Source organism: Streptomyces fildesensis (assembly GCF_016107395.1).
Lineage (GTDB): Bacteria > Actinomycetota > Actinomycetes > Streptomycetales > Streptomycetaceae > Actinacidiphila > Actinacidiphila fildesensis.
The window spans coordinates 33,413-59,185 of record NZ_JAAIKO010000038.1 but is presented as its reverse complement, the minus strand read 5'-3'; the positions used below and the strand labels follow the sequence as shown (position 1 = coordinate 59,185).

The window sequence follows — 25,773 nt, the reverse complement described above, 5'->3', positions numbered from 1 at the left end:
TGGGTCCGTTTCATATGGGAGACGATACGGACCCGGGGTCCGTTTTGCAACCGGAGGAACCGCATGACCGAACGCAAGCCACGCGCGGACGCCACGCGCAACCGGGAGGCCGTTCTCGCCGCCGCCGACACACTCTTCGCCCAGTGCGAGAGCCCTCAGTCGGTCACCATGGCCGACATCGCGGCGGCGGCCGGCGTCGGCAAGGCAACGCTCTTCCGGGGGTTCGGCGACCGCACCGGTCTGATCCAGGCGCTGTACGAGACGCGGCTCGCGCCGATCCGGCTCGCCGCCGAGGAGGGGGCGCCACCTCTGGGGCCCACCACCCCGCCCCTCCAGCGGGTACCCGCCCTCCTCGACGCCCTTCTGTGCTTCAAGCTCGACAACCGCCACCTCGCCCTCGCGCTGGAGGGAACCGGCGGCGACAGCCCTTATGCGGCAGAGCACTACGAGCTGTGGCACGGCACCCTCCGGACCGCGCTGGAACGGATTCCCGGATTCGCCGACAGCGACTTCACCGCCCACGCGCTGCTCGCCGCCACCCGCGCCGACCTCGTGGAACACCTCGTCGGCCAACAGCGGACGTCTCGCAAGCAGTTGCGGGCCCACCTGGCGGCCTTCGCCGCCAGGGTCCTGAGATCACGGGCAACGGACGGCTGATCCGGTGCTTCCGTGCGGGGCGCGGCCTCGGCCGTGGTCGTCGGCCCTGATGAGCCGTCACCCTCCGGCCGCCCGGCGGGTGACCCGCATCAGGTACTCCCTGCGGTGGAGCGGATCGTGGTCCGACCGCGGCCGGTCGGGGACCGCACCGCAGACCGGTTGGTAGTGGTCGAATGCGCACTCGAGTACGCCTTCGCCGCGCGTCAGCGACGGCATCTGCCGCTCCAGTGCGTGCACCGAGGCGGCCGGGATCTCGCCCTCCACCACGTACGACGAGCCCCGTACCGCCGAGGTCTGCGGTACGGCACGCAGCCGTGCGAGCACGGGCAGCACCAGCCCGAACATGTCCGCGGGGATGTCCAGGCCGAACCGGTGCATCGGCTCGTACACCCGGCTCACCGCCTGCTGCAGCGCGCTCATCAGCACCAGAGGCGTCAGGTTGCGGAAGTCCCCGGCGGTGCTCGACATGCTCTTGTCGAAGACGGCATGAGCGTGACTCTGCCGTGCCGCATAGCCGGAATGCGTCATGGTGACCGTGCAGTCGGTGACCTGCCAGCCGTGGATCCCCTGCTCCAGCGTCGTCCTGACGGTCTCCTCGACCGCCTTGAAGAACGAGTACGGCATCGAGCCGAGTTCGACCTCCAGCCGGAACCCGACACCACTGCCGACCGGTGCCGGGTCGATGCGCAGTCCCACCGTCGCGAGGAACGGATTGGGATCGACGTGGATGAACTCGGCGGCCGCGCCGGTGCCGACCGGCCGTTCGATGTGAATCGTCGTCGTCTCGCGGAAGGCGACGTCGACGCCGAAGTCGTTCGCCAAAGTGGCCTGGATGACCTCTTTCTGTACTTCGCCGTAGAGCGAGACGGAGGTCTCCTGGCGGAGACCGTCCTGGCGCAGGTTGATCAACGGGTCCTGCTCCGCGAGCTGTGTCAGGGCGACGTGCAGTGCTCCCTTGTCGGCGGGGCGAAGCGGCGCGACGATCGTCTCCAGGGTCGGCGGGGCGAAGTGGTGACCGTCCGGTCGCGTCGCGCGCGGAACGCCGATGGCGTCACCGATACGGACATCGCCGATTCCCCACAGCTTGCCGATCTGACCCGCGGTGAGGGCGTCACCCGGGACGTCCGAGCCGCGCTCGTAGACGCTGAGCGCGGTGACCTTCCCCTCCTCGTCCCCACGGAACGGCAGGCGGTCCCGCACCCGCACGGTCCCCGAGAACATCCGGACGTATGCGATCTTCTCCCCGGCAGAACCCCGTTCGACCTTGAAGACGGTGCCCGAGACCGGACCGTCGGCATCGTCCTCGGCGGTGGGCAGCAGTTCGGTGATCCCGGAGATCAGCGCATCGACCCCCGCACCGGTGATCGCCGAGCCGAAGAACACCGGATGCACCAGCGCCCGCTTCGTCTGCGCCGCGAGTTCGCCCCGCAGCCGGGGACAGGAGAGCGCGGCCTCGTCGTCGACATACGCTGCCAGCAGCGCTTCGTCGCGACCGGTGAGGAGATCGACGAGTCCGGACCTGAAATCGGCGTCGGCGGCGTTGTAGGGCCGGGACGTTGCGCCGCGCGTGCCGAGCGCGGTGGCCGGGCCCATCGAGATGCTCGCCGGAGCCAGTTTCTCGGCGATGCTACGGAGCACGTCGTCGTACTGGGCTCCACTGCGGTCGATCTTGTTGACGAAGATCAGCGTGGGAATCCCCAGCCGCTGCAGCGTGCGCATCAGCACACGGGTCTGCGCCTGCACGCCCTCCACGGCGGAGATGACCAGCACAGCTCCGTCGAGCACGTTCAGCACCCGCTCCACCTCGGCGATGAAATCCGGGTGGCCGGGGGTGTCGATCAGATTGACGGTGACGTCGTCGACGACGAACGAGGCGACGGCGGACTTGATGGTGATGCCGCGTTGCCGTTCCAGCGACATCGAATCGGTCTGCGTACTGCCGTCATCGACACGGCCGATCGTGTCGATGACCCCTGCGGCGTGGAGCAGCCGCTCGGTCAGGCTTGTCTTTCCGGCGTCAACATGCGCCAGGATTCCCAGGTTCAGCGTATGCACTCGGTGTCATGTCCTTGAGATAGATGGCAATTCCCTCCTGGATGGACATGAACGTTCCGCACATAATCGGGACTCCTGGATCGATCGGGCTGTCAAAGGGAAGTGCAGCAGACGGCCGCCCCGGGAGGCAACCGCTTTATGGCCCCGGGGTTCGAAGCACCGGAACGCCGACTGCCCACCGGCGAGGCCGGCGGGCAGTCGGAGAAATGCGGGCGGCATCGGCCGCTCAAGGTCAGGCGAAGTGGGCGTCCCGCACCGGGACGGCCTTGGGGTTCGGGCCGAACGCGTTCGTCTGCTGCTCGCTGTCGGCGCTCAGCATGACCAGCAGGCAGATGTCGCCAATGAGCGGGACGGCTCCGAGGAGCACCCACCACCCTCTGCGCCCGCTGTCGTGCAGCCGGCGGACGGTGACTCCCAAGGCGGGAAGGAATGTCGGAACGATGTACACCAGTACGAGCCACGGCGATCCGATCGCCCAGTCCAGGATCATCAGGGCGGCGATGATGATGCTGTGGAACAGGGTGAACATCCAGTATTCCCGGCACCGTGCGCGCCCGCCGAATACCGCATATTTCTTGAGTACGTCGAGGTAGTAGTGCATTTCGTCCCCCCATAGGACTGATAGGCCCGTCCTAGTGGATCAAGCCAGACGGGAGAACCATATGGGGGTGATGTGCACTGGTCAAGGGGAAATGTCCCCCTGGTTGAGGACCGGCTGGTCCCGGTCGGCGGGCAGGCTTCTCGCGGATCTTATGAGGCCCCCTGGCCCCTGGGTGCCAGGGGAACCGGGAGGGTCAGGGGGCTCAAGAGACGCGTGGAAGGAAGCTGTTGCCCGCCGGCCGGGATTGCGGTCAGAGCCTCGGGTCGACCGGTTCTGACTCCAGGGCCAGGACCGCGAAGACCGCCTCGTGGACACGCCACAGGGGTTCGCCCGCCGACAGTCGGTCCAGGGCTTCCAGGCCGAGGGCGTACTCGCGCAGCGCGAGTGAGCGCTTGTGGCCCAGGAAGCGGGAGCGCAGCTTGGTGAGGTTGTCCGGACGGGTGTACTCGGGGCCGTAGATGATCCGCAGGTACTCGCGGCCCCGGCACTTGATGCCGGGCTGGACGAGGCGCCCGTTCCCGCCCCGGACCAGGGCCTGGAGCGGCTTGACGACCATGCCCTCGCCGCCGGCGCCGGTCAGTTCCAGCCACCACTCGGTACCCGCCGCGACCGACTGCTCGTCGGCGGTGTCGACGACGATCCGCCGGGTCGCCTGCAGCAGTCCCGTCGGGTCGTTGGAGACCAGGCGGTCGATCAGCGTGAGCTGCTCGTCGTGCGGGAGCGCGGCGAGGCTGCGGCCCTGGACGGCCAGGATCTGGAAGGGCGCGAGACGCACCCCGTCCAGGCCCTCGGTCGGCCAGCAGTAGCGCCGGTACGCGTCGGTGAACGCGGCGGCGTCGGTGGCCCGGCCGCGCTGGCGCGCGAGCAGGTCCGACACCGCGGTGCCACGTGCGGAGGCGGCCTCCAGGGCGGCGATCGCGCCCGGGAACACCGCGCCCGACGCGGCGCCCACGGCGGCGTACTGCCGGCGCAGCAGACCGGACGCCTTCAGCGACCAGGGCATCAACTCGGCGTCGAGCAGCAGCCAGTCCGTCTCCAGTTCGTCCCACAGCCCGGCGGTGGTGACGGCTTCCCGCAGGCGGGCCAGGATCTGCTCGGTGACCGCCGGGTCGTCGAAGAACGGGCGCCCGGTGCGGGTGTGCAGCGCGCCGCTCACCCCCGGCTCGGTGACACCGAAGCGTGCCCGTGCCACCTCCGCGTCACGGCAGACCAGCGCCACCGCGCGCGAGCCCATGTGCTTCTCCTCGCACACCACCTGGCGCACACCGTCCGCACGGTAGGCCGCGAAGGCCTCGTGCGGGTGCTCCAGATAGCCCTCCTCCTGCGAGGTCGCGCAGGGCGACATCGTCGGCGGCAGGTAGGCGAGCAGCCGCGGGTCGACCGCGAACCGGCTCATGACCTCCAGCGCGGCGGCCGCGTTCTCCTCGCGGACCGCGACCCTGCCGTGCTGCGACGTCTCGACCGCGCGACGGCCCGCCACGTCGGCGAGGTCCAGCGGTCGGCCGTCGTGGCCGCCCGGTGTCTCGGTGACGAGCGGCTTCACCGGCTCGTACCAGACGCGCTCGGCCGGCACGTCGACGAGTTCGCGCTCGGGCCAGCGCAGCGCGGTCATCTTGCCGCCGAACACCGCGCCGGTGTCGAGGCAGATGGTGTTGTTGATCCACGACGTGTCGGGGACGGGCGTGTGCCCGTACACGACGGTGGCGCGGCCCCGGTAGTCCTCGGCCCACGGGTAGCGGACGGGCAGGCCGAACTCGTCGGTCTCGCCCGTGGTGTCGCCGTAGAGCGCGTGCGAGCGGACCCGGCCGGAGGTACGGCCGTGGTACTTCTCGGGCAGGCCGGCGTGGCAGACCACGAGCTTGCCCTCGTCGAGCACGTAGTGGCTGACGAGCGACTCGATGAACTCCAGCGCGCGGGCGGCGAACTCCGGCTCCTCGCCGGAGATCTTGTCCAACTGCTCGATGGTCTCGGCGAGCCCGTGGGTGTGCTGCACGTTGCGGCCCTTGAGGTAGCGGCCCAGCTTGTTCTCGTGGTTGCCCGGCACACACAGCGCCGAACCGGCGGCGACCATGCCCATGACGAGGCGCAGCACGCCGGGGCTGTCGGGACCGCGGTCGACGAGGTCCCCGACGAAAACGGCGGTGCGCCCGAGCGGGTGCACGGCGCCCACCGGCCGGCCCGCCGCGTCCCGTTCCAGGGCGTAGCCGAGCTTGTTGAGCAGCGTCTCCAGCTCGGAACGGCAGCCGTGGATGTCGCCGATGATGTCGAACGGCCCGCTCAGGTGCCGCAGGTCGTTGTAGCGGCGCTCCAGGACGATCTCGGCGTCGTCGATCTCCTCGGTACCGCGCAGGATGTGCACCTTGCGGAAGCCCTCACGCTCCAGTCCGCGCAGGGAGCGGCGCAGTTCGCGCTGGTGGCGCTGGACGACGTGCTTGGGCATGCCGGCCCGGTCGGGGCGCGCTGCGTTGCGCTCGGCGCAGATCTGCTCGGGCACGTCGAGGACGATGGCGATCGGCAGCACGTCGTACTGGCGGGCGAGGCCGATGAGCTGCTTGCGGCTCTCGCTCTGGACGCTGGTCGCGTCGATGACGGTCAGGCGTCCTGCGGCGAGCCGCTTGCCCGCGATGTAGTGCAGCACCTCGAAGGCGTCACGGCTGGAACCCTGGTCGTTCTCGTCGTCGCTGACCAGGCCGCGGCAGAAGTCGGAGGACAGGATCTCGGTGGGTTTGAAGTGACGGGCGGCGAACGTCGACTTGCCGGAGCCGGTGGCTCCGATGAGGACCACGAGGGACAGGTCGGTCACGGGAAGTGTGCGCTTGCTGGTCATGCGGCCGACTCCTCCTTCGGGGTCTGAGCGGTCGGTGAGGTCTGGTCGGATTTCCGGGTGAAGGCCGCCAGCTGCGTCGGCGGGCCGACCTCGGGGTCGTCCGGTCCTACCGGGACGTACGCCACGTGGTAGCCGTGCCGCTGCGCGACGCGGTCCGCCCAGTCGCGGAACTCCGCGCGGGTCCACTCGAACCGGTGGTCCGCGTGCCGGACGTGTCCCGCGGGCAGCGTCTCCCACCGCACGTTGTACTCGGAGTTCGGTGTCGTGACGATGACGGTCCCGGGCCGGGCGGCGCCGAAGACGGCGTACTCCAGGGCCGGCAGCCGCGGCAGGTCGAGGTGTTCGATGACCTCGCTGAGCACGGCGGCGTCATAGCCCTTGAGCCGGGTGTCGGTGTACGTCAGCGAGCCCTGCAGGAGCTTGACGCGGGCGGCCCGGTGTTCTCCCATCTGCTCCAGACGCAGCCGGCGGGACGCCGTGTGCAGCGCCCGCACCGATACGTCGACGCCGACGATCTCGGAGAAGCGGACGTCCTTCAGCAGTTCGCCGACCAGCTGACCCTGCCCGCAGCCGAGGTCCAGCACCCGGGCCGCGCCCGCGGAGCGCAGCGCTTCGAGGATCGCGTCGCGCCGCTGGGCTGCCAGCGGTGCCGGCTTCTCCTCGGTGTCGGTGCTCTCGTCGACCGCGTTGTCGATCTCCTCGACCTCGATGTCGTCGGCGTCCGCGAGCCGGGCCAGCTCCAGACGCTCCATGGCCTGGCGCGTCAGGGCCCGGCGGCGGGACAGATAGCGGCTGGCGATCAGCTGCTGCTCGGGGTGGTTCTCCAGCCAGCCCTCACCGAAGCGCAGCAGTTTGTCGACCTCGTCGGACGAGATCCAGTAGTGCTTGGAGTCGTCCAGGACCGGCAGCAGGACATACAGGTGCCGCAGCGCGTCCGACAGCCGCAGCTCACCCTCCAGCGTCAGCCGTACGTACCGCGAGTCGCCCCACTCGGGGAACTGCGGGTCCAGCGCGATGGGTTCGGCTCCGACGGTCCAGCCCAGCGGCTCGAACAGCGCCCGCACCAGGTCGGCGCCACCACGGGCGGGCAGCACCGGTACCTCGATGCGCAGCGGCAGCGGGGCCGCGGCGCGTTCGGGGTGCGTGCGGCACTCTCCGCGCAGGGCGCTGGAGAACACCGTGCGCAACGCGACGGCCAGCAGTGACGAGGCCGCGTACGGCCGGTCGTTCACATACTGCGCGAGCGCCGCGTCGGGCGCCCCGCCCCGGTCCTTGCCCGTGCCCTTGGCACGCCGCACCAGCGCCACCGGATCCACCTCCAGCAGGAGCGCTGCCGTGCAGATCTGTGCGGACGCCTCGGGGTAGAAGACGTGCGCGTCGCCGTAGGAGGTCGAGAAGGCCTGGGCCTTCTCCGGGTGCTTGTGCAGCAGGAAGCCGAGGTCCGTTGCGGGACGCTCGTCGTTGCCGGTGAGAGATATCGTCAGGAACACATGCACGAGTATTAATGGCTTCACCCGCTGCCACCAGGCATTTTGGTGACAGAACAGGCTCGGCGCCCCCTGCGGAGCGACGGCCCGGTGGTCAGACGCTCCGGGCGATGCGCTCGAGCAGCGGGATGGCGGCGGCCAGTTGTGCCCGCTCGGCAGGGGTCAGTTCCTCGGAGATGGCCCGGGTCAGCCGGCGGGCGCGTTCCTTGTGGGCCCCCAACAGGCCTTCCCGTCCCGCATCGGTGAGCGAGAGCACGATCCGGCGGCCGTCGTCCGGGTCCGGAGCCCGGGCCACCAGCCCACGCTCCTGCAGCCCGGAGATGATCGTGGACATCGACTGCGGGCGGATGCCCTCACCCGCGGCGAGCTCGGCCGCGGCGGCGGGGCCTTCGCGGCCGAGCCGCACCAGTACCGAGGTCTGCGACAGGGTCAGTTCGCCGTCCGGCTTCACCTGCCGCAGTCTGCGAACCATCGGCCCCAGACAGGCGCGCAGGTCGGCCGCGATGCGTGCCGCGTCACTCTGGATCATCACAGTCATCAGTATAAACTTATCAGTTCTCCCTTATGATATAGGTGTCTCATGAGTGATTCCCTGACTGCCGAAACCATCCGGATCACCGGGCACGGCGGCGACGAGATGGAGGCGTACCTGGCCCGGCCCCACGGCCAGGAGCAGCGTGGTGGTGTGGTCGTCATCCACCACATGCCCGGCTACGACCGAGGCACCAAGGAGATCGTCCGCCGCTTCGCCGAGCTCGGCTACGACGCGATCTGCCCCAACCTCTACTTCCGCGAGGCACCGGGCGCCGCTCCCGATGACGCGGCGGCGGTGGGCAGGGCGAACGGCGGAGTCCCGGACGCGCGGCTGATCGGCGACGTCGCCGCCACGGCGGCCCACCTGCGGGCGCTGCCCACCAGCAACGGCAAGGTCGGCGTGATCGGCTACTGCTCGGGCGGCCGGCAGAGTGTGCTGGCGGCCTGCAACCTGGACCTGGACGCCGCGGTGGACTGCTACGGCGCGTTCGTCACCGGCACCGTGCCGGCGGAGTTCCCGCTGCGGATCACCAACCTGGTCGACCAGCTGCCCCGGCTCCGCGCTCCGCTGCTCGGGCTGTTCGGCGCCGAGGACAAGTACCCCACCCCCGAGCAGGTGGCCGAACTGGGGCAGATCCTGACCGCCAACGGCAAGGACTTCGAGTTCCACAGCTATGAGGGCGCGGGCCACGCCTTCTTCTCGACGGACCGCCCCGCCTACAACGTGGCGGCGGCCAACGACGGCTGGGAACGGATCACCGCCTTCTACGCCGACCACCTGGGGGCCTGAGCATGTGCACCTACACGACCGTCAAGGACTCCGTCGACGGCAGCGCCAAGGGGCCGAACGGCTCCTGGTTCCATGTCACCGATGTGACGGTGTACTTCGACCACCCCGTGCACGCCATGGCCGAGCACACCCTCAACATCGACTTCGCCGACCCCTCCAAGGGCCCCTCGGCGCGCGTCGCCCTCGAACTGACCGAGGAATCCGGCCGCCGGCTGATCGCCGCCATCCAGGAAGCCCTGGCGGCGGTCCCGGCCGAGCTGGCGGTCTGACGGCGGGTCGCTGCAGCCTTCTCGTGGCCGCCGACGATTGACCAGGCGGGAGCCGTAGGGCGCTCGTCAGCCGTGTGTGGTGTCGATGACGCAGAAGCGGTTGCCCTCCGGGTCGGCGAGCACGATGAAATCCGCGTCGTCGGGATAGAAGTCCCAGTCGACGCGCTCGGCGCCGAGGGACACCAACCGCTCGACCTCGGCGGCCTGGTCGGCCGCGTCTCCGGCGTAGAGGTCGAGATGGATCCGCGGCTGGTCCTGGACCGGCGTCTCGCTGCGGCCGAGGGACAGCTGTGCCCCGGTGCCTTCCGCCGGTACCAGGACCACCCAGTCGTCCTCGGCCTCTTCACGCGGCACGTATCCCAGGGCTTCCATCCAGAAGGCCGCCGCGCGCGGCACGTCCGAGACACCCAGCACGATGGAGCCGATTCGCAGCATGGGTCGATTCTGGCAGTCGCCGGCAGCCGGCGGCAGCACCGGCACAGCGACTGAGCCGCGCGGACGGGGAGCCCTCGTCGCGTCGGGCCCCGGCTCTCAGGCGTCCGCCGCGTAGCGCCAGAAGTCCCGCATCACGGCGGGCGGGGTCGGGCCGGACATCTCCAGTTGGCTGAGCAGGATGGTGACCGCGCCGGTGGACGGGGTGATGTGAGCCGCCGTTCCGGTGCCGCCGACCCAGCCGTAGCGTCCCGGCACGTTCCACGGGTCGACGGCCGCGACGTCGACGGAGCCGCCGAAGCCCCAGCCCTGGCCCTCGAGGAACAGCAGGCCGGCATCGCGCTGCGACCGGGTGAGGTGGTCGGTGGTCATCTGCCGCACCGATGCGGAGGACAGCAACCGGCGGCCGTCGACGGTTCCGTCGGCGAGCAGCAGCCGGGCGAAGGCGTAGTAGTCGTCGACGGTCGAGACCAGTCCGCCGGCGCCGGACGGGAAGGCCGGCGGGCTGCTCCACTGCCCGTCGGGGGCGTCGACCAGCTCGGGTCCGCCTGCCGGATCGGTTCGGTAGTAGCTGGTGAACCGGTCGAGTTTGCCGGCCGGTACGTCGAATCCCGTGTCGGCCATGCCGAGCGGCTCGAAGAGCCGGTCGGCCAGGAACTCGGGCAACGGACGGCCCGCAACCCGGGCGATCAGCACACCCAGGATGTCGGAGCAGGTGTTGTACAGCCAGACCTCGCCCGGCTGGTGGAGCAGCGGAATGCCGGCGAGCGTCGCCATCCAGGCGTCCGGCGCCGCGGTGAGCTGCGGCTGGGGCGGTCCTTGCTTCAGCTCGCTGAACAGCAGACCGACCGCGGGCAGCGAGAAGTCGGACGGGAAGCCGTACCCGGCGCGGAAGGTGAGCAGATCGGCCACCGTGATCGCTCTGGCGGCCGGGACCACATCGTCGACCGGGCCGGCCGGGGTACGGACGACCGTCGGCGACGCCAGTTCCGGCAGCCACTGCCCGACCGGGTTGTCCAGCGCGATCCGGCCGTCGTCGACGAGCATCATGAGCGCCGCGGCAATCACGGGTTTGGTGATCGAAGCGATGCGGAAGATCGAATCCCTCACCATCGGAGAGATGCCGTCGACGTCGGCGGAACCGACGACCTGCACCTCCACCTGGTCGCCGCGAGCCACCAGACCCACCGCTCCCGGCGTCGGCCCGTCGCTGACATGCGTTTTGAGGATGTCGTGCAGGTTCGTCATCGGTCCACCTTCTCGAGTGTGCGGTCGGAAACAGGACTCCCGGCGCGGCACGGAGTCATCGGTCCCGAGCCGTCCGATTCGATCCGGCCCGGCGCGACCCCGGTCCAGCCGCCCGCCCAACCCCCCGTCACGACAGTGGCTTGTCCAGCACCGCCTTGCTGTGGCTGAAGGTGTCGATCGAGTACTCGCCGTGATACCGGCCCATCCCGCTCTCGCCGACGCCGCCGAAGGGGAGTTCCGGGGCGGTGAGGTGAGCCACCGGGATGCCGAAGGTGAGCGCGCCGGAGGAGGTCTCGGTCAGCAGGCGCTGCTTGGTGTCGTCGGACGCGGTGAACGCGTACAGGGCGAGCGGCTTGTCGCGCTCGTTGATGAACGCGATCGCGGCGTCGAGGTCCGGCACGGACACGATGGGCAGGACCGGGCCGAAGATCTCCTCCTTCATGACGGGGGAGTCGGGGGCGACATCGGCGAGCACGGTGGGTGCCAGGTAACGCGTCGCGCGGTCGTGCGTGCCGCCGGTCACGGTGCGTCCGCTGTCGAGGAGGCCGGTGAGCCGGTCGAAGTGCCGCTCGTTGACGATGCGCCCGTATTCGGCGGAAGCGGCGGGGTCGGCGCCGTACAGATCGTGCACGGCCGAGGCGAGGTACGGCTCGACGGCCTTGGCCGTGTCGCCGATGGCCAGCACGTAGTCGGGGGCGACGCAGGTCTGGCCGGCGTTGAGGAACTTCCCGAACGCGATCCGCTGCGCGGCCGCGGCCAGATCGGCGTCCTGGTCGAGGACCACGGGGCTCTTGCCGCCGAGCTCCAGCGTGACCGGCGTCAGGTGCTTGGCGGCGGCGGTCATGACGATCCGGCCGACGGCACCGTTGCCGGTGTAGAAGATGTGGTCGAAATGCTGCTCCAGCAGCGCGGTGGTCTCCGGGATCGCGCCTTCGACGACCGCCACGGCCTCGGTGTCGAGGTAGCGGGGGAGGAGCCGGGCCATCGCGGCGGAGGTCGCGGGCGCCAGCTCGCTGGGCTTGACGACGACGCAATTGCCGGCCGCCAGCGCTCCGACCACCGGCGTCAGGGCGAGCTGGAGGGGATAGTTCCACGGCGCGATGACCAGGACCACGCCGAGCGGGTCACGGACGACGTACGCCTGCGCCGGCAGGAGCTTGTCGGGAAGCGCGGCGGGGCGCGGGGCCAGCCAGGTGTCGAGGTGTGCGAGGGTGTGGTCGATCTCGTTGATCGTGAAGCCCACCTCCGTCCGGTAGCCCTCCTTGAGGCCCTTTCCCAGGTCCGATCGCAGAGCAGCGGTGATCTCGTCGCTGTTGTCCACGAGGAGGGTGCGCAGGGCTTCGAGCTGGGCGCGGCGCCAGGCCGTCGGCTTGGTGCGACCGGTGGCGAAGGCGGAGCGCAGGCGGTCGACGACGCCGGTGGCGTCCAGGTCCGGGGTTTCGTCATGGTGTGTCATGAGACCCAACGGTACACAAAACGAAAAGCTTTCGTTTCGTATACCCTGATGACGTGACCGAGCACACCGAGAACGATTCCCCCGTACGGGGCAGGCGCCGTGACATCGGCCGTGACCGCGTCCTGCTCGAAGCCACCCTCGAGGTCCTGTACGAGAAGGGCTACGGCGGGCTGACGACGGCCGAGGTCGCCAAACGGGCCGGCGTGTCCACGGCGACGCTCTACCGCCGGTGGAGCTCGAAGCAGGACCTGGTCATCGGCACGGCCACCCAGTGGGCCCGTGACCTCGGACCGGGCGAGGACACCGGCACCCTCGACGGAGACCTCACCGCGCTCCTGCGGGACAAGGCGAGAACCCTGGACGGACCGGGAGGCCGGCTGCTGCACGTCCTGATCGGTGAGGCAGCCCACAACCCGGCGCTGGCCCAGGTCCTCGACGACGCCGTCGTCCAGCCCGTCCGGGACCGGGCCGCCGCGCTGGTGGCGCGCGCGGTCGGGCGGGGCGACATCCCGCCCCTGGAGGACACGCACGTGCTGGCCGACCTGGTGGTGGGAGCGATGGTCAGCCGGGTGTTCCTGACGCCCGGCCCGTCCTCGCCGTCACCCACGGGCGAAGCGATGGCCCGCGAACTGCGCCCGTTCCTGCTGCGAGCCCTCGGGGCCCGCCCCGCCTGACCGCCGGGTCCGCCGATCGTCCGCTCCCGCCTTCAGACATCGTCGAGCAGTGCGAGAACCCGTTGGAGACCGTCCTCGCCCACCGGCACCTGCAGGACGAGCAGCAGGTCGGGATCCTCGACCGGGCGCACCTGGTAGATCTCCAGGTCCAGCCGCCCGATCCGGGGGTGATCGATCGCCGTTGTGGCCGGGCGGAAATAGCGGACCGGGTACTCCGCCCACCACGCCCGGAACTCCGGGCTGGCCTCGGACAGCTCGGCCACCATGACGGCGGATCGCGGATCGTCCGGCTGCTCCCCGACGGCGGCCCGGAACTGGCTGAGCACCGCACGCGCGGCCGTGCTCGGTGCCGGAGGTCCGCCCGACCAGGCGGAGATCGCGGCGATCCGGGCCCGTCACGACATCCAGCAACTCACCCCGCTCACCACCACGCCGCCCACGCGCTGAGCGAGTCGAAGGCCGCCCCCAAGATCCCCGGGGGCGGCCTTCCTTCGGGGTTCTCTACCGCGCGGTGTTCGTGCGGGCCTTGCGGCGGTGGATCAGCAGCGCGAGGCCGGCGCCGCCGGCCGCGAGTACTCCGGCGGTGATGCCGAAGGGGAGGACGGCCGAGGAGGAACCGGTGTCGGCGAGCGTCTGCGGAGCCATGTTGCTGGCCGGACCCGTGGACGCTGACGGCGCGGGCACCGGCACCGGGTTCTTGGGGATGTCCTTGACGGACGTCACCGAGCCGTCCGTGTTGAGCAGCACCTGCTTGCCGTTGGGGTGCTGGAAGTCGAAGGCCGACGCGAGCGATCCGGCACGGGTGTCGAAGGAGGCGTCGCCGATGCGGTCGGTGTGCCAGTTGTCCTCGATGAACCGGGTGATCGAGGCCTGCTCGGTGCGGGTGTGGTCAACGGAGTTGACCTTGCTGTAGGGGGAGATGACCAGTAGCGGCTGACGCGTGCCGGGGCCGCAGCGGTCGGCGTAGCCACCGGCCGCGGCGGGGCCGGCCTGGCAGGCGGGGCTGTCGACCGTCTTGCCGTTGGAGCCGATCGCGGTGTTCTTCGAGCCGTTCGCCGGCTTGGCGTAGGCATGGTCGTACCAGCCGTCGGAGTCGTCGTAGGCGACGACAACGGCGGTGTCCTTCCACTGCGGCGACTGCTGCACCTTGTTGATCTGCTCGACGAGGAAGTGCTGCTCATCGATCGGGTCGGAGTAGGCGGCGTGGCCGTCCTGGAATTCCGGCGCCTTGAGGAAGCTGACCGAGGGCAGGTTCCCCGCCTTCAGCGCGCTGTCGAAGTCGGTGAGGTCGTAGGTGTGGTTGGCCGGCCCGTTGTGGCCGATCTCGGCGACGCTCGCGGGCGCCAGGTGGTGCGGGTTCGACGTCGACCTGTAGTACTGGAACGGCGAGTGGTGCGGGCTGTAGTCAACGACCTGGGCGCCGCCCAGGTTGGCGTGGGTGGTGCCGGCGCACTTCGCGTAGTGGCCCTGCTGCCCGTCCCAGGCGGTACTGGGGCGGAATCCGCCCTGGAACCAGCCCCAGCTGACCTTCTGGGCGTTGAGCAGATCACCGATGTTGCGGCCCTGCAGAACCGCGAGGGCGTTCTTGCTGCTGTGGTCGGCGTCCGAGCAGTCGTCGAAGGCCGGGTCCGGGTCGTTGATCAACGTGCCGACGCCCTTGGCGTCGGGCGAGACGACGGCGTACGGGTCGGGCGTCGCCGTCTGCTTCGGGTGCTCGGTGCCGGAGGCCGGGTCGACGGAGATCACTCCGTGGGTCTGCGCGGAGATCAGATTGATGGCCCCGGGGGTCGACGGTCCGTAGGTCGTGCCGTAGGAGTTGTCGCCGAGCGAGTAGTGCTGGGCGTAGTTCCACATCGCGGTGACGGTGTTGCCGTCGTAGTAGTCCATGACCAGGCCGGGCTCGCCGAACAGGTTGCCGGAGCACTTGCCGGAGTCGGTGTTCTGGACGTACTCGTCGGCCTTGCCGCCGTTGGCCGCGTACTGCTCGGGGCCGTAGTTGTGGTTCTGGTCGCAGGTCATGGCCTGCTCCGGGCCGAGGCGCTTGGGCAGGTACTGGTTCGGGTTCTTCTTCAGCAGGCCGGCGGTGCGCAGGGTGTCGATGTTCTTCGGGGTGCGCTTGTCCGCGGTGAACGTCGTACCGTCGGTGTTCGCCGCCACCGGGTAGGTGCCGAAGTAGTGGTCGAACGAGACGTTCTCCTGGAAGATGACCACCAGATGCTTGACCGGGGTGGTCGTCGCGGCGCCGCCGGGGTGGTAGTCGGGGGAGTCCGCCCGGGCGGGGCCCGCCCCGCTGAGGAGGGTGAGTGCCGCGGCACCTGCGCATGCTCCCCAGCGCGCGGCCCGGCGTCCGGGATCCGTCGCTCTTCCTGCGTTGCCCATGTTCTGTCAGCCTCCGCTGTCGACCGGTCGCGATGTAGGTTACGGAACGCGATCCTTCGTTCGGCCCGCGACACCCTGACCGCCTATCAGTGTCGTGCGGATGAACAGCCGGTCAGGAACAACAGGCCAACGCTTGACTTGCCGTTGACCGTTCCGGGCGGGGCGTCACCGAAGTCTTCGACTGCTATGGGCGTATATGCGGGTTCTGGGTGAGCAGGGCCCGTCCCAGCCAGTCGGTGCGGTCCCGGACTCCGGGCAGGACGAAGAAGTAGCCGCCCCCGAACGGCTGGACGTAGTCCACCAACGGCTCGCCCGCGAGGCGCTTCTGCACGGTCTCGAACTGCCGGACCAGGTCCTGCTGGTAGCAGGAGAAGATCAGCCCCATGTCGAGGTTGCCGTTGCTGTCCATGCCCCGGTCGTAGTTGTAGCCGCGGCGCAGGATGCGCTGGCCCTCGGTCTGCGGGGTGCGGGGGTTGGCGAGGCGGATATGACTGTCGAGCGGGATCACATCGCCTTTGGGATCCTGCGTGTACCTGGGCGCGTCGAACTCGGCGTCACCGTCCAGCGGCGCGCCGGTGTCGCGGCTGCGGCCGAACATCCGTTCCTGCTCGGTGATCGAGACCCGGTCCCAGAACTCGACGAGCATCCGGATCAGCCGCACCACCTGGTAGGTGCCGCCGGCGGTCCACCGCGGTTCGGCGCCCGCGCCCACCCAGAGCAGCCGGTCCGCCTCGGTCGCCTTCGCCGTGTCCGGGTTGGCGGTGCCGTCCTTGAACCCGAGGTGGTTGCGGGGCGTGCCGCTCGGGCGGGGCGGGCTGGTGAAGCCGTCCATCCGCCAGCGCACCTGCAGACCGCCGCGGGTGTGGCGGGCGATGTCACGCAGCGCGTGCAGCACGACGTCCGGGCTGGACGCGGACAGCTGCAGGCTCAGATCGCCGTGGCACCAGGCCGGGTCCAGATCGTCGTCGGGGAACGACGGCATCACGCCCAGCCGCGACGGCTTGAGATCCGTCAGTCCGAAGCGGCCGTCGAACAGGGAGCTCCCCACCCCGGCCGTGACGGTCAGACCACCTGACGGGACCTGCGGGCCGAGCACGCCGGAGTCGGACGGCGGTGCGGTGATCCCGACCGGGGGCGGGGTCCCGCCGGCGGCCAGGAACCGGGCCCGGTCGGTGAGCGTACGGAGGAGCTCCGTCAGCTCCCGGCGGCCCTCGGCGGTCACGTCGAACGAGACCATCGCCGTGGCGCGCTGCGGCGGCGTGAGGATTCCGCCCTGGTGCGCACCGTGGAAGTCACCGGGCGCGGTGGGCGTGTCCGTGGAGTCGGCGGCGGACGTGGCCGCGCTGGGCCCGGCGTCCGACACGGCGGCTCCCGACACCGCGGCTCCGGCCACCGCCGTACCGATACCGGCGGCCGCACCGCGCAGGAGTCCGCGTCGTCGCACCTGGCTCATGTCGTTCTCCGTACATCGCACAGGGCCGCCACCGGGGCCAGCCGCTCCACCAGTTCACTCATGTCGCTGTTGATCCGCTGCCGGTCCGCGCGGGGCAGCGTGCCCAGCGGAGCCCAGGTCCCGTCGTAGTCGAAGGAGTCGAGGGTGTGCTGGGTGCGGTCCAACCAGGCGTCCAGTCGCGGCAGTTCAGGGAACCGGGTCGCCAGCAGCGGGTGCAGCCGGCCGAGCAGCTCACGTGTCCCGTCGAGATTGGCGCGGGCGGTGGCGAGGTTGCTGCCGCTGCCGTAGTCGGTGCGTCCGGTCAGTTCCCGCTGCACGGTGTTCTCCAGGATCTCGTGCGCGCGCAGCCCCAGATCCCCCGGATCCATCCGCTCCTGCGGCCACCCGTCCCGCAGCGCCCGCACCGCCTCGGCGAGAGCGTCAGCGGGCCCGCGCAGCGACGCCGCGGACTCCCCGTGCCACAGCCCGTACTCGACGCGGTGGAACCCCGCGAAGCCGGGGTCGGCAAGGCTGCCGGGCAGCCCTGCCGTCGTTCCGTTGATCGCGGAGTCCGCGTCCCCGAACGTTCCGTACGCCGCGCCCATCCGCTCGTAGACCAGATGCGCGGGCAGCCACGCGCGCCGGGCCGCCGCCAGGTCGCCGGCGTCGACGGCGTCCTTCAGCGCAGCGGTCCGCTCCGCCAGCTCGACGGTTCTGGCCTGGATCCACTGCTGGTAGGCCAACGTCGGCGGGATGAGATCGTGCGCCGTCACGGGCACGGCGGCCGGTCCCCGCGCGGCCGACCCTCCGCTCACCCGTACCGTGGGACCGGTGACGGCGTCCGCGTCGTCGGGCAAGCACTTGAACGCGTACGTACCGTTCCCCAGCAGCACGCGCATCGGCCGGGTCGTGCCGGGCGCCAACCCCTCCACCTCGCCGTAGACCGCGCCGGTGGCCGGATCCAGGAGGTCGACCTCGGCGGCCCCGCTGGAGGTGTTGCGGAGATCGAACACCTGCGTCCCCGGCTGCGGGCGTACCCAGCCCTGTCCGCAGCTGCTCCGCGACACCTCCACGGAGGTGTGCGGCAGACCATCGTCCGCGTGCGGCGGCGCGGGGTCGTCCGCCGTCTGCGGGCCGTCCGGCGACCCCGCCCACAGGGCGACCCCCGCGATCAGTGCCACGGAGGCGACCACGCCTCCCGCCAGCCACACCTGCCGGCGGCGTCGGTGCCACGGCGGCCGGCCAGGATCTCCGACCTGCCCCGCAGGATCGTCGGTGTCCTGGCCGGGGTCGGAGACGGGGCCGGGGCCGGGCACAGCGGGCCTCCAAGGATGTCGGCGGTGGGAAGGCGGCGTCGTTGCATGGTAGGGCGAAGCGCGGGAGTCGAAGGACGGGTTTACGCTGGTAGTGAGGTCCGCTCCGGAGGTGCGCTGTGCCCCGACGACATCATTTCCACCTGGATCATCTCGGCCATTCGATCACCGTCAATATCCGCTCCGGCGTGAGCCGTGACGTCGAGGTGTTGGTCGACGGCAAGGAAGTCGCCCACCAGCGTGTCCGCGCCGGGTCGAGTGTGCTGACGGCCGAACTGCCGGAAGACCCCGCCCAGCCGTTCCAGATCCGCATCCACCAGCCACGCTTCGGCTCCAGCGTGCCCCAGTGCGTCCTGAGCCTGGACGACGTGGACCGGACGATGCCGCCCCGCCTCGTGGCGTGAGCCTCCGTTACTTCACCCTGTGCAGGCCGGCAACGACGGGACGGCGCGCTGCACTCCGTGGTTCTGATCCACGAGGGTGATCCGTCGCAGGTGTCATGGTTGAAGTCCGGTCAACGGCCGGGTCCCGGGGCGTGATGGTGCGCCCTCGGGGCCCGGCCGCGCTGTTTGATCCAGCCCGTGATCCACCTCGTGATCCACCTCCGCGTCCGCCGCCGCGGCGCTCCTGGCGGCCGGTCCGCTGCTCACCGTCGAACACTTTTGCGTCGTGATCTTTTGGTGGGGGACATCACCATAATTCCCGTACAACCCGAGGATTTGTCGCTCCTTCGGCTTCATTCAGGAGATTTTCGCGTCCGAACCCGTATAGCGCCGGACGTTCTGCAAGATCCACTCCGTTCAACTTTCCACATCTTGCGAGGGAATGTCCGGTAAGGAGCCAACGGGTAAGACACTCCTTTCCACTCGCGGCCGCCGCCTGCGAACATCCCGGTCGGGAGATCACGAAATGTGACTACCCGTTGGGATTCCTGCCTTCTGGGGTCGATGTACCCGAAGGCGACAAGATGGGGGCCGTACATGTCTGAACTCACCCGCCGCAGCGTGCTGCGCGGCGCCGTCACGGGCGTTGCCGCCGCCGCGTTCACCGGGGTCGCGCTGGGCCTGCCGGTGGCGCTGGCCGCCCGGGGCACCGGGAACGACACCGGGAACGACATCGACAACACCGCGGGGTCCGTCCCGCACACCGGACCTGAGGCGTTCGACGAGACCTACCGGGGCCGGCGCATACACGGCGCGCCGCGGGCCGCCGGCGGACACCACCACGGGGGGCCGGGCTACGCGGTGTTCGTGGACGGCAAGGAACTGCATGTGATGCAGAACGCCGACTCCTCCTGGATCAGCGTCGTGAACCACTACGAGACGTTCGCCACGCCGCGTGCTGCGGCCCGGGCCGCGGTGCTCGAACTGCAGGGCGCCGCGCTCGTCCCGGTCGCTGTCTGACCCGATCGTCGCCCGACCCGAACCGCCGCACCTTAATCCGACCCGTCGCGACGCGACCCGTCGGAACCCGAACCACCCGCAAAGGACGAAGACTCTTCATGGCAGTCCGTCAGAACCAAGCGAACCTCACCGCCGCACAGAAGCGTGCCTTCACCGACGCCGTACTGGAACTCAAGCGCAGTGGCCGGTACGACGATTTCGTCACCACGCACAACGCGTTCATCATGTCCGACGTCGACAACGGGGAGCGGGTCGGCCACCGATCGCCGTCCTTCCTGCCCTGGCACCGCAGATTCCTTCTCGAGTTCGAGCAGGCGCTGCAGTCCGTCGACTCCTCGGTCATGCTGCCGTACTGGGACTGGACCCGGGACCGTACGGCGTCCGCCTCCCTGTGGGGCGCGGACTTCCTCGGCGGCGACGGGCGCGCCAGCGACGCGCAGGTGACCACCGGCCCGTTCGCCTTCAACTCCGGACGGTGGGCGGTGAACGTCCGCGTCGACTCCCGCAACTATCTGCGCCGCCAGCTCGGCGGCGGAGGCCGCCCCCTGCCGACCCGGGCCGAGGTCGATTCCGTCCTCGCCATGCCCGTGTACGACATGGCGCCGTGGAACAGCCAGTCGAACGGCTTCCGCAACCACCTGGAGGGCTGGCGCGGAGTCAATCTGCACAACCGGGTCCATGTGTGGGTCGGCGGCCAGATGGGCACCGGCGTGTCGCCCAACGACCCGGTGTTCTGGCTGCACCACTGCTTCATAGACAAGCTGTGGGCGGACTGGCAGCGACTGCACCCGACCTCGCCGTACCTGCCGGCCGCGGGGACGCCGGACGTCGTCGACCTGCGCGACACCATGAAGCCGTGGAACGACATCACCCCGGCCGACCTGCTCGACCACACCTCCCGCTACACGTACGCGTGACCTGACCCGCCCGGCGGCGGAGGCGCGGACCAGGAGCGGTGGCGCTGTCGGAGGTGCGGTCTATCGTGACGTCATGAGCGCTTTGAGCCATGACCGCCATTGCTCCGAGATCGTCGCGCAGACCGGCTTGTTGTACGCCTCCATCGAGGGTGCGGACCTCACGGTCCCGGTGCCCTCCTGCCCCGGGTGGAACGCCGGCCAGCTGCTGCGGCACCTCGGCGGCGGCCAGCGCTGGGCCGAGGAAGTGGTCCGGAAGCGGGTCCTGGAGCCGATCCCGGACGATCACTTCCGTGATCTGTCCGCGTACACCCACGAGGATCCCGCGGTGCTCGGACCGTGGCTCGTCGAGGGCGCCGCGCAGCTGGCGGAAACGCTGCGCGGCGCCGGGCCGGACACGAAGGTGTGGACCCCGGTCACCGGGGGCACCACCGCGTTCTACGCGCGCCGGTTCCTGCACGAGACGGTCATCCACCGGGCCGACGCGACCCTGGCGATCGGCAAGAAGTTCACCGCCGAGCAGGAGGTCGCCCTCGACGGCATCGACGAGTGGATGGAGCTCGGCGCTCTGCCGATGCACTTCGAGGTCCACCCCTGGATGCGCGAACTCCTCGGCCCCGGCCGCACTCTGCACTTCCACGCCACGGACACCCCGCCGCAGGCGGCGGCGGAGTGGCTGATCGATCTCACCGGCGACGCCATCGTCTGGCGCCGGGCCCATGAGAAAGCCGCAGTCGCCGTACGCGGCCCGCTGTCCGACCTCCTGCTGATCATCTACAAACGCCTCCCGGCCCGGACCGAAGGCATCGAGATCATCGGCGACGTGGAACTGCTCGACTTCTGGCTGGAACGCATCGGCTTCGGGTGACGCGCCCTCCCGGATTTCGACGCGGTATCGGGCCATCGACCGCGATCCGGCCGAGCCCGTCCCGGCGCTGTCCGGCGGGTTCTCGCCGAAGGGCGTAGGTTCCGGCAACTTCCTCCCCCCGCTGGATCTCCAGGCCGACCCGGCGCTCGCCGGGGAACTGCGCACCCTGGTCGCCCGTGCCACGCCGGCCCGTCCGCCGACGTGGCTGACGGATCCGGTGGTGGTGTGTCGCGTGGGCCAAGCATCCCTCCCGGCCGGCGCGGACGGCGCCCTGGCCCAACCTCGTGTCCCGCTGCGCCCCGGAGTCGTGGAAGCCCTGGCGGGCGGGTTGGCCGTGCAGGTGGCGTGGGGTCATGTGGCACTGGCCACCACCGAGTCGGGCCTGTCCCATGCGGGCAACAGCTGGTCCACCGCACTGCAGGTCGGGTGGAGTGCGGCGGTGGCGGCGCTCCTGGCGGTCTCGGGCCGGCGGTACGCCGAGTTCCGGCGAGCCGGCGGGAACGTCCGCGGCCTGCCGGCACTTGTCGGGCTCGCTCTCGGCCTGGGACTGTGGCGGGCCGGTTCCTGGATCTCGACACCGGCGTCAGCAGCCGGTCACTGCCGTTGACCTGGATCGGAGCGATCGACGCGCTGTTGCTGCTCGGCTTCTCGGTGGGGCTCGCCACCTGGGTGGCCTACCTGGCCGGCGCCGGGCTCGGGATCCCGGTCGGAGCAGGTCGCAGTCAGGTCCCGGAGGGCCCGAACGGCAGGCCGGGCGGTGCCCTTTGTCGTCGCGGTCGCGTGTGTCGCTCATGGCGGCCACGCCGGCGGCTTCGCGGGACGTGCTCAAGGTCGGCGAGGTGTCCCGGACCACGCCCGTGGGACGGGGCGGCGGAACTGCACATCTGGGTCGTCGGAGGCGGGGACCGGCGGAAGCAGCTGCTGACGATGATGATCGATTCGCTGACCCACTGATGCGGCTGCGGGCCGGGGTCCCCGGTCCGCACCACCCTCCCGATGGGGTCAGGCAGTTCGGGGGCGGGGCTTGAGGACGGCGAAGGGCGCGCCGAACGGGTCGGCGAGCCAGGCGATCCGGCCGACGTCCGGTACGTCCTCGGCGGGTGCGAGGACGGTGCCGCCGTTCTCCTGCACCCGGGTGACGATGTCGTCCGCGTCAGCCGCGTCGAAGTACGGAATCCAGCGCGGCTCCATGCTCCCCTGGGCGGCGACCATTCCGCCGAACGAAGCGTCCTCCTGCTCGCCCTCGGCGGTGGAGAGCACGGTGTAGGTCATTCCGGGCATCTTCATCTCGCTCGACCGCCAGCCGAAGAGCGAACGGTAGAAGGACAGCGCGGCCGACGGGTCAGGAACGTGCAGCTCGACCCAGAGCAGCGTGTTGTGTTCCGACGTCTTCTCCAGGCCTTTGACCGCCCCCGGCTGCCAGACGGCGAACTCGGCGCCGCCCGGGTCGGTGAGGCAGGACATCCGTCCCGCGTCCATGACGTCGAAGGGCTCGACCCGCACGGTCCCACCGGCCTGCTCGACCGCCTTGGCGGTGGCGTCCGCGTCCGGGGTCCGGAAGTACACCGTCCAGGCCGGGGCGGCGCCCTCCTCGGTGAGCTGCCCCAGGGCCGCGACCGTCTTGCCGTCCTTCTGGAACAAGCCGTAGCCGCCCGCGTCGGGGCCGGCGGACTCGAAGGTCCAGCCGAAGACCGCCGCGTAGAAGCCGGCCGTCGCCGTGGTGTCGGGGCTGGCGAGGTCGAGCCAGTTGGGTGCGCCGGTGGTGAAGTCGGTCGTGAGCATCGTGACGATCCTGCCTCTCGCGAATGCGGTCGGAGCATGAGCGCGGGGAGATCCACCCCGAGGTGAACGATCCCTAGCGGATCGTAGCGAAACGCCCACCGGAGGACATCGCGAATGGCGGAGCGGCGGCCTCGAAAACGGGGGCCGGCGGCTCCTGTGGGCCTGGAGCCGCCGGCCCGCCGGCCGCGCGGTGCGGGGTCCGCGGTGCGGGGTCCGGGTCCTGGGCGGGTCAGATGCCGTCGGTGAACAGCAGCTTGTTGGGGGAGGTCTTGCTGACCGAGCTCAGGACGCCCTTGGTGGCGGTGTCCGCCAACCAGGCCGTGATGTCCTGCGGAGTCGCGGCCGGATGGGTGGTCTTGTACAGCAGCGCGGTCCCGGCGACATGCGGAGAGGCCATGGAGGTGCCGTCCAGAGCGACGCTGCCGCCGCCGAGCTTGGCCGACACGATGGCCTGTCCGGGGGCGTAGAGCGACACGCACTTGCCGTAGTTGGAGAAGTCGGTCTCCTGGTCCTGCCGGTTGCTCGCGCCGACGGCCACGACGCTCCCCGCCGACGCCGGGGAGGTGGTGCAGGCGTCGGTCGCTTCGTTGCCCGCCGCGACGACGGGCAGGACGCCCAGGTCGAGGAGGGAGCTGACGGCGCTGTTGACCATGGAGGACACCGGGCCGCCGAGTGAGGCGTTGAGGACCGCCGGCTTGCCGGGGTTCATCGCCGCGTTCGCTCCCGCCCATTCGAGTCCGGCGATGACTTTCAGACTGCTGCTCTTGCCGGCACAGTCGAGGACCCGGACGCTGATCAGCGTCGCCTGGCGTGCGACGCCGTACGTCTTGCCGCCGATGGTGCCCGCGACGTGGGTGCCGTGGCCCTCGCAGTCCGCTCCGTTGCGTCCCTGGGACGGGAACGCGTCGAAGCCGGGAACGGCGCGGCCCTCGAACTCACTGTGGTTGTAATCGATGCCGGAGTCGAGGACATAGGCGTTGGCGCCGGCACCCGTGGCGGTCACGGTGAAGGTGTTGTCCAGCGGCAGGTTCGGCTGGTCGATCCGGTCCAGGCCCCAGGACACCGAAGGCGCCACCGCGCCGGCGGCCGCGGTCGTCTTCGCCGGGGTGCCGGGCTCCGGCGCGCGGAACTCGGCGTCCTGCTCCACGGCCAGGACGTTCGGGTTCGCCCTGACCTTGGCCAGCTGAGCGGCCGACATCTTGGCGCCGAAGCCCCGGAGCACCCTGCTGAACCTGAACAGGGAGGACACCCCGGACTTGGTCACCGCATCGGCGACGTTGGCCTTCGGCTTGAGCTGGACGATGTACTGGTCGGCGATGGGGGACGACGCCGGGACGCGGAGCGGCGCGAGAACGGGTGCGCCCGCCCCGGCGGGGCCGGGCTTCGCGGCGGCGGACAGCGGACCTGCGGTCACCAGGGCAGCGGTGACGGCGGTCGCGATGGCGAGCTTGCTTCTGGTTTTCACTGGCGCAGGCAATCATGCGCGAACATTCATATTCCAGGTCATATGCCGCGAGTCGCGTAATTTCTGCGCGAGGGGCACGGGCCCGCTCCTCGAACCGTCAATGGAACGCAAACCGAATCGGGCCGAATGAGTTCGCCGGTAGCGGGTGCCTTGGGGAAGTCTGCGAGAAGTGCTGTGGAGGATAAGGGTTTCTCCTAATCTGTCCAGTGGGTGTTCGAGCCGTAGTGGCCAGGAAATGGATCTCGCGCTCCGCGGCGTGATCTTGGGGAATGTCCGGACCTGACTACGGCGCGAGTCCGTCCAAAACTCTGGGGGGAACCAGATCATGTCCCATCAGTCCGGCACCACACGGCCGAGCGCTCCGGAGCCGAGCGATCCGACCCCGGGCGATCCGACCCCGGGCAATCCGACGCCCGGTATTCCGCGACCGGGCAATCCGCCGCGACCGGTAAATCCACCGTAGGGTGCCCCGCCGAACGCGGCCGCCGGCCGGAGCGACCTCAACACGACGCTGACGAACATCAGAGAACTGCTGACCAACGTCGTCGGCATCGTCACCGTGCTGGCCTCCGCGCTGGCGACCTTCGGAGTCGGCGCCGTCGTCGGCCACAATGTCGCCTCGCCCGAGCCTGGCCCGACCATCACCGTCACGGCGCCGCCGGCCAAGGTGGCGACCCCGCCGACCACTCCCGGACCCGATCCGACCACTTCGTCGCCGGAGTCGCCGCCCGCCTCGACCAACGGAACGGTTCTCGGCAGCTACAGCGTCAATCTCGGTTTTGGCCACTCCATACCCCTTGGCCCCACGAAGCCCACGCAGTCCCAGTTCAGCACGACGGGATTAGGGGATCTGGGCACGGCCGCGCCCGCGGACCATCTGGTGTTCGTGCCCATCAACGGGGACAAGATGCTGAGTCTTCCAGCCGGCAGCACACCCAATTACGAGGCCTGTGCGAGTAACACCGTGTTCGCCAATCAGGCCGACAGTGCTCCGGGAACATCGTTCTGTCTGATCGAGAACGGCAGAATGGCCGGCGTCACGATCTCGTCGGCCCAGCCGGCCTATGTCGTACTGAACGTCACGGTGTGGGCGAACACCGCCTGATCGACGAGCGACCCGGGTGAAATCCGCCGGGTCGTGAATTCCGCGACCGAACGGTGTTCCCCCGGTTCACCCGGGGGAACAC

General features: G+C 70.1%; 25 protein-coding genes. 11 read left to right on the top strand and 14 right to left on the bottom strand.

Annotated elements, in window-relative coordinates:
• The first annotated feature begins 63 nt into the window (after positions 1-63).
• Positions 64-657, top strand: a complete 594-nt coding sequence (locus tag C6N31_RS32940; RefSeq protein ID WP_138356676.1) for a TetR/AcrR family transcriptional regulator — start codon at positions 64-66, stop codon at positions 655-657.
• A gap of 57 nt (positions 658-714) precedes the next feature.
• Here C6N31_RS32940 and C6N31_RS32935 read toward each other — a convergent pair whose 3' ends face one another.
• The 5 genes from C6N31_RS32935 to C6N31_RS32915 form a co-directional block, all read right to left on the bottom strand.
• Positions 715-2,712, bottom strand: a complete 1,998-nt coding sequence (locus C6N31_RS32935; protein WP_138356675.1) for an elongation factor G — start codon at positions 2,710-2,712, stop codon at positions 715-717.
• Between the two features lie 232 nt (positions 2,713-2,944).
• Positions 2,945-3,313: a DUF805 domain-containing protein gene (locus tag C6N31_RS32930; RefSeq protein WP_138356674.1), complete on the bottom strand. Its 369-nt coding sequence runs from the start codon at positions 3,311-3,313 to the stop codon at positions 2,945-2,947.
• Between the two features lie 250 nt (positions 3,314-3,563).
• Positions 3,564-6,140 carry a polynucleotide kinase-phosphatase gene (locus C6N31_RS32925; RefSeq protein ID WP_138356673.1) on the bottom strand — a complete coding sequence of 859 codons (2,577 nt, stop codon included), beginning with the start codon at positions 6,138-6,140 and terminating at the stop codon, positions 3,564-3,566.
• Entirely contained in the window at positions 6,137-7,630 is a 1,494-nt protein-coding gene (locus tag C6N31_RS32920; RefSeq protein WP_198358861.1) for a 3' terminal RNA ribose 2'-O-methyltransferase Hen1, read from the bottom strand. The genes C6N31_RS32925 and C6N31_RS32920 overlap by 4 nt, the downstream gene beginning before the upstream one ends.
• Positions 7,631-7,721: 91 nt before the next feature.
• Positions 7,722-8,165 carry a MarR family winged helix-turn-helix transcriptional regulator gene (locus C6N31_RS32915; RefSeq protein WP_138356671.1) on the bottom strand — a complete coding sequence of 148 codons (444 nt, stop codon included), beginning with the start codon at positions 8,163-8,165 and terminating at the stop codon, positions 7,722-7,724.
• A 42-nt stretch (positions 8,166-8,207) separates the two neighbouring features.
• Here C6N31_RS32915 and C6N31_RS32910 point away from each other — a divergent pair, with 42 nt between their 5' ends.
• Positions 8,208-8,951, top strand: a complete 744-nt coding sequence (locus C6N31_RS32910) for a dienelactone hydrolase family protein (protein WP_198358860.1) — start codon at positions 8,208-8,210, stop codon at positions 8,949-8,951.
• A gap of 2 nt (positions 8,952-8,953) precedes the next feature.
• Entirely contained in the window at positions 8,954-9,220 is a 267-nt protein-coding gene (locus tag C6N31_RS32905) for a DUF6295 family protein (RefSeq protein ID WP_198358858.1), read from the top strand.
• Between the two features lie 66 nt (positions 9,221-9,286).
• Here the strand turns inward: C6N31_RS32905 and C6N31_RS32900 are convergent, their stop codons facing one another.
• From C6N31_RS32900 to C6N31_RS32890, 3 genes are all read right to left on the bottom strand, one after another.
• Positions 9,287-9,655 carry a VOC family protein gene (locus C6N31_RS32900; RefSeq protein WP_164294139.1) on the bottom strand — a complete coding sequence of 123 codons (369 nt, stop codon included), beginning with the start codon at positions 9,653-9,655 and terminating at the stop codon, positions 9,287-9,289.
• 96 nt (positions 9,656-9,751) lie between these two features.
• Positions 9,752-10,900 carry a serine hydrolase domain-containing protein gene (locus tag C6N31_RS32895; protein ID WP_138356667.1) on the bottom strand — a complete coding sequence of 383 codons (1,149 nt, stop codon included), beginning with the start codon at positions 10,898-10,900 and terminating at the stop codon, positions 9,752-9,754.
• A 127-nt stretch (positions 10,901-11,027) separates the two neighbouring features.
• Positions 11,028-12,356, bottom strand: a complete 1,329-nt coding sequence (locus C6N31_RS32890) for an aldehyde dehydrogenase family protein (RefSeq protein WP_138356666.1) — start codon at positions 12,354-12,356, stop codon at positions 11,028-11,030.
• Between the two features lie 53 nt (positions 12,357-12,409).
• On the opposite strand from C6N31_RS32890, the gene C6N31_RS32885 reads away from it, so the two are divergent.
• Complete coding sequence (locus C6N31_RS32885) at positions 12,410-13,030, top strand: TetR/AcrR family transcriptional regulator (RefSeq protein ID WP_187145166.1); 621 nt, start codon at positions 12,410-12,412, stop codon at positions 13,028-13,030.
• A gap of 32 nt (positions 13,031-13,062) precedes the next feature.
• On the opposite strand, the gene C6N31_RS32880 is transcribed toward C6N31_RS32885, so the two are convergent.
• A complete protein-coding gene (locus C6N31_RS32880; protein ID WP_198358856.1) occupies positions 13,063-13,356 on the bottom strand; it encodes an MmyB family transcriptional regulator in 294 nt (97 codons plus the stop codon).
• On the opposite strand from C6N31_RS32880, the gene C6N31_RS32875 reads away from it, so the two are divergent.
• Entirely contained in the window at positions 13,295-13,477 is a 183-nt protein-coding gene (locus C6N31_RS32875) for a hypothetical protein (protein ID WP_198358881.1), read from the top strand. The genes C6N31_RS32880 and C6N31_RS32875 overlap by 62 nt on opposite strands.
• A gap of 54 nt (positions 13,478-13,531) precedes the next feature.
• On the opposite strand, the gene C6N31_RS32870 is transcribed toward C6N31_RS32875, so the two are convergent.
• The 3 genes from C6N31_RS32870 to C6N31_RS32860 form a co-directional block, all read right to left on the bottom strand.
• Complete coding sequence (locus C6N31_RS32870; RefSeq protein WP_198358854.1) at positions 13,532-15,409, bottom strand: phospholipase C; 1,878 nt, start codon at positions 15,407-15,409, stop codon at positions 13,532-13,534.
• A gap of 184 nt (positions 15,410-15,593) precedes the next feature.
• A complete protein-coding gene (gene efeB / locus C6N31_RS32865; protein ID WP_198358852.1) occupies positions 15,594-16,862 on the bottom strand; it encodes an iron uptake transporter deferrochelatase/peroxidase subunit in 1,269 nt (422 codons plus the stop codon).
• Positions 16,859-18,157, bottom strand: a complete 1,299-nt coding sequence (locus C6N31_RS32860) for an EfeM/EfeO family lipoprotein (protein ID WP_438817435.1) — start codon at positions 18,155-18,157, stop codon at positions 16,859-16,861. The genes efeB and C6N31_RS32860 overlap by 4 nt, the downstream gene beginning before the upstream one ends.
• A gap of 185 nt (positions 18,158-18,342) precedes the next feature.
• Between C6N31_RS32860 and C6N31_RS32855 the strand changes: the two genes are divergently transcribed.
• From C6N31_RS32855 to C6N31_RS32835, 5 genes are all read left to right on the top strand, one after another.
• A complete protein-coding gene (locus C6N31_RS32855) occupies positions 18,343-18,558 on the top strand; it encodes a hypothetical protein (protein ID WP_232485944.1) in 216 nt (71 codons plus the stop codon).
• Between the two features lie 576 nt (positions 18,559-19,134).
• Positions 19,135-19,557 carry an apotyrosinase chaperone MelC1 gene (gene melC1, locus C6N31_RS32850; RefSeq protein ID WP_138356661.1) on the top strand — a complete coding sequence of 141 codons (423 nt, stop codon included), beginning with the start codon at positions 19,135-19,137 and terminating at the stop codon, positions 19,555-19,557.
• Between the two features lie 98 nt (positions 19,558-19,655).
• Positions 19,656-20,474, top strand: a complete 819-nt coding sequence (gene melC2, locus C6N31_RS32845) for a tyrosinase MelC2 (protein WP_138356660.1) — start codon at positions 19,656-19,658, stop codon at positions 20,472-20,474.
• Between the two features lie 73 nt (positions 20,475-20,547).
• The gene (locus C6N31_RS32840) at positions 20,548-21,339 is read left to right on the top strand and encodes a maleylpyruvate isomerase family mycothiol-dependent enzyme (protein ID WP_198358851.1); all 792 of its coding nucleotides are present in this window, start codon (positions 20,548-20,550) and stop codon (positions 21,337-21,339) included.
• 232 nt (positions 21,340-21,571) lie between these two features.
• Complete coding sequence (locus C6N31_RS32835) at positions 21,572-21,946, top strand: hypothetical protein (protein WP_198358849.1); 375 nt, start codon at positions 21,572-21,574, stop codon at positions 21,944-21,946.
• Positions 21,947-22,341: 395 nt separating this feature from the next.
• Here C6N31_RS32835 and C6N31_RS32830 read toward each other — a convergent pair whose 3' ends face one another.
• The gene (locus C6N31_RS32830) at positions 22,342-23,121 is read right to left on the bottom strand and encodes a VOC family protein (RefSeq protein ID WP_138356657.1); all 780 of its coding nucleotides are present in this window, start codon (positions 23,119-23,121) and stop codon (positions 22,342-22,344) included.
• Positions 23,122-23,350: 229 nt separating this feature from the next.
• The gene (locus C6N31_RS32825) at positions 23,351-24,586 is read right to left on the bottom strand and encodes a S8 family peptidase (RefSeq protein WP_244809674.1); all 1,236 of its coding nucleotides are present in this window, start codon (positions 24,584-24,586) and stop codon (positions 23,351-23,353) included.
• Positions 24,587-25,145: 559 nt separating this feature from the next.
• On the opposite strand from C6N31_RS32825, the gene C6N31_RS32820 reads away from it, so the two are divergent.
• On the top strand, positions 25,146-25,691 hold the full coding sequence (locus C6N31_RS32820) for a hypothetical protein (RefSeq protein WP_138356655.1): 546 nt from the start codon (positions 25,146-25,148) through the stop codon (positions 25,689-25,691).
• Positions 25,692-25,773 lie beyond the last annotated feature (82 nt).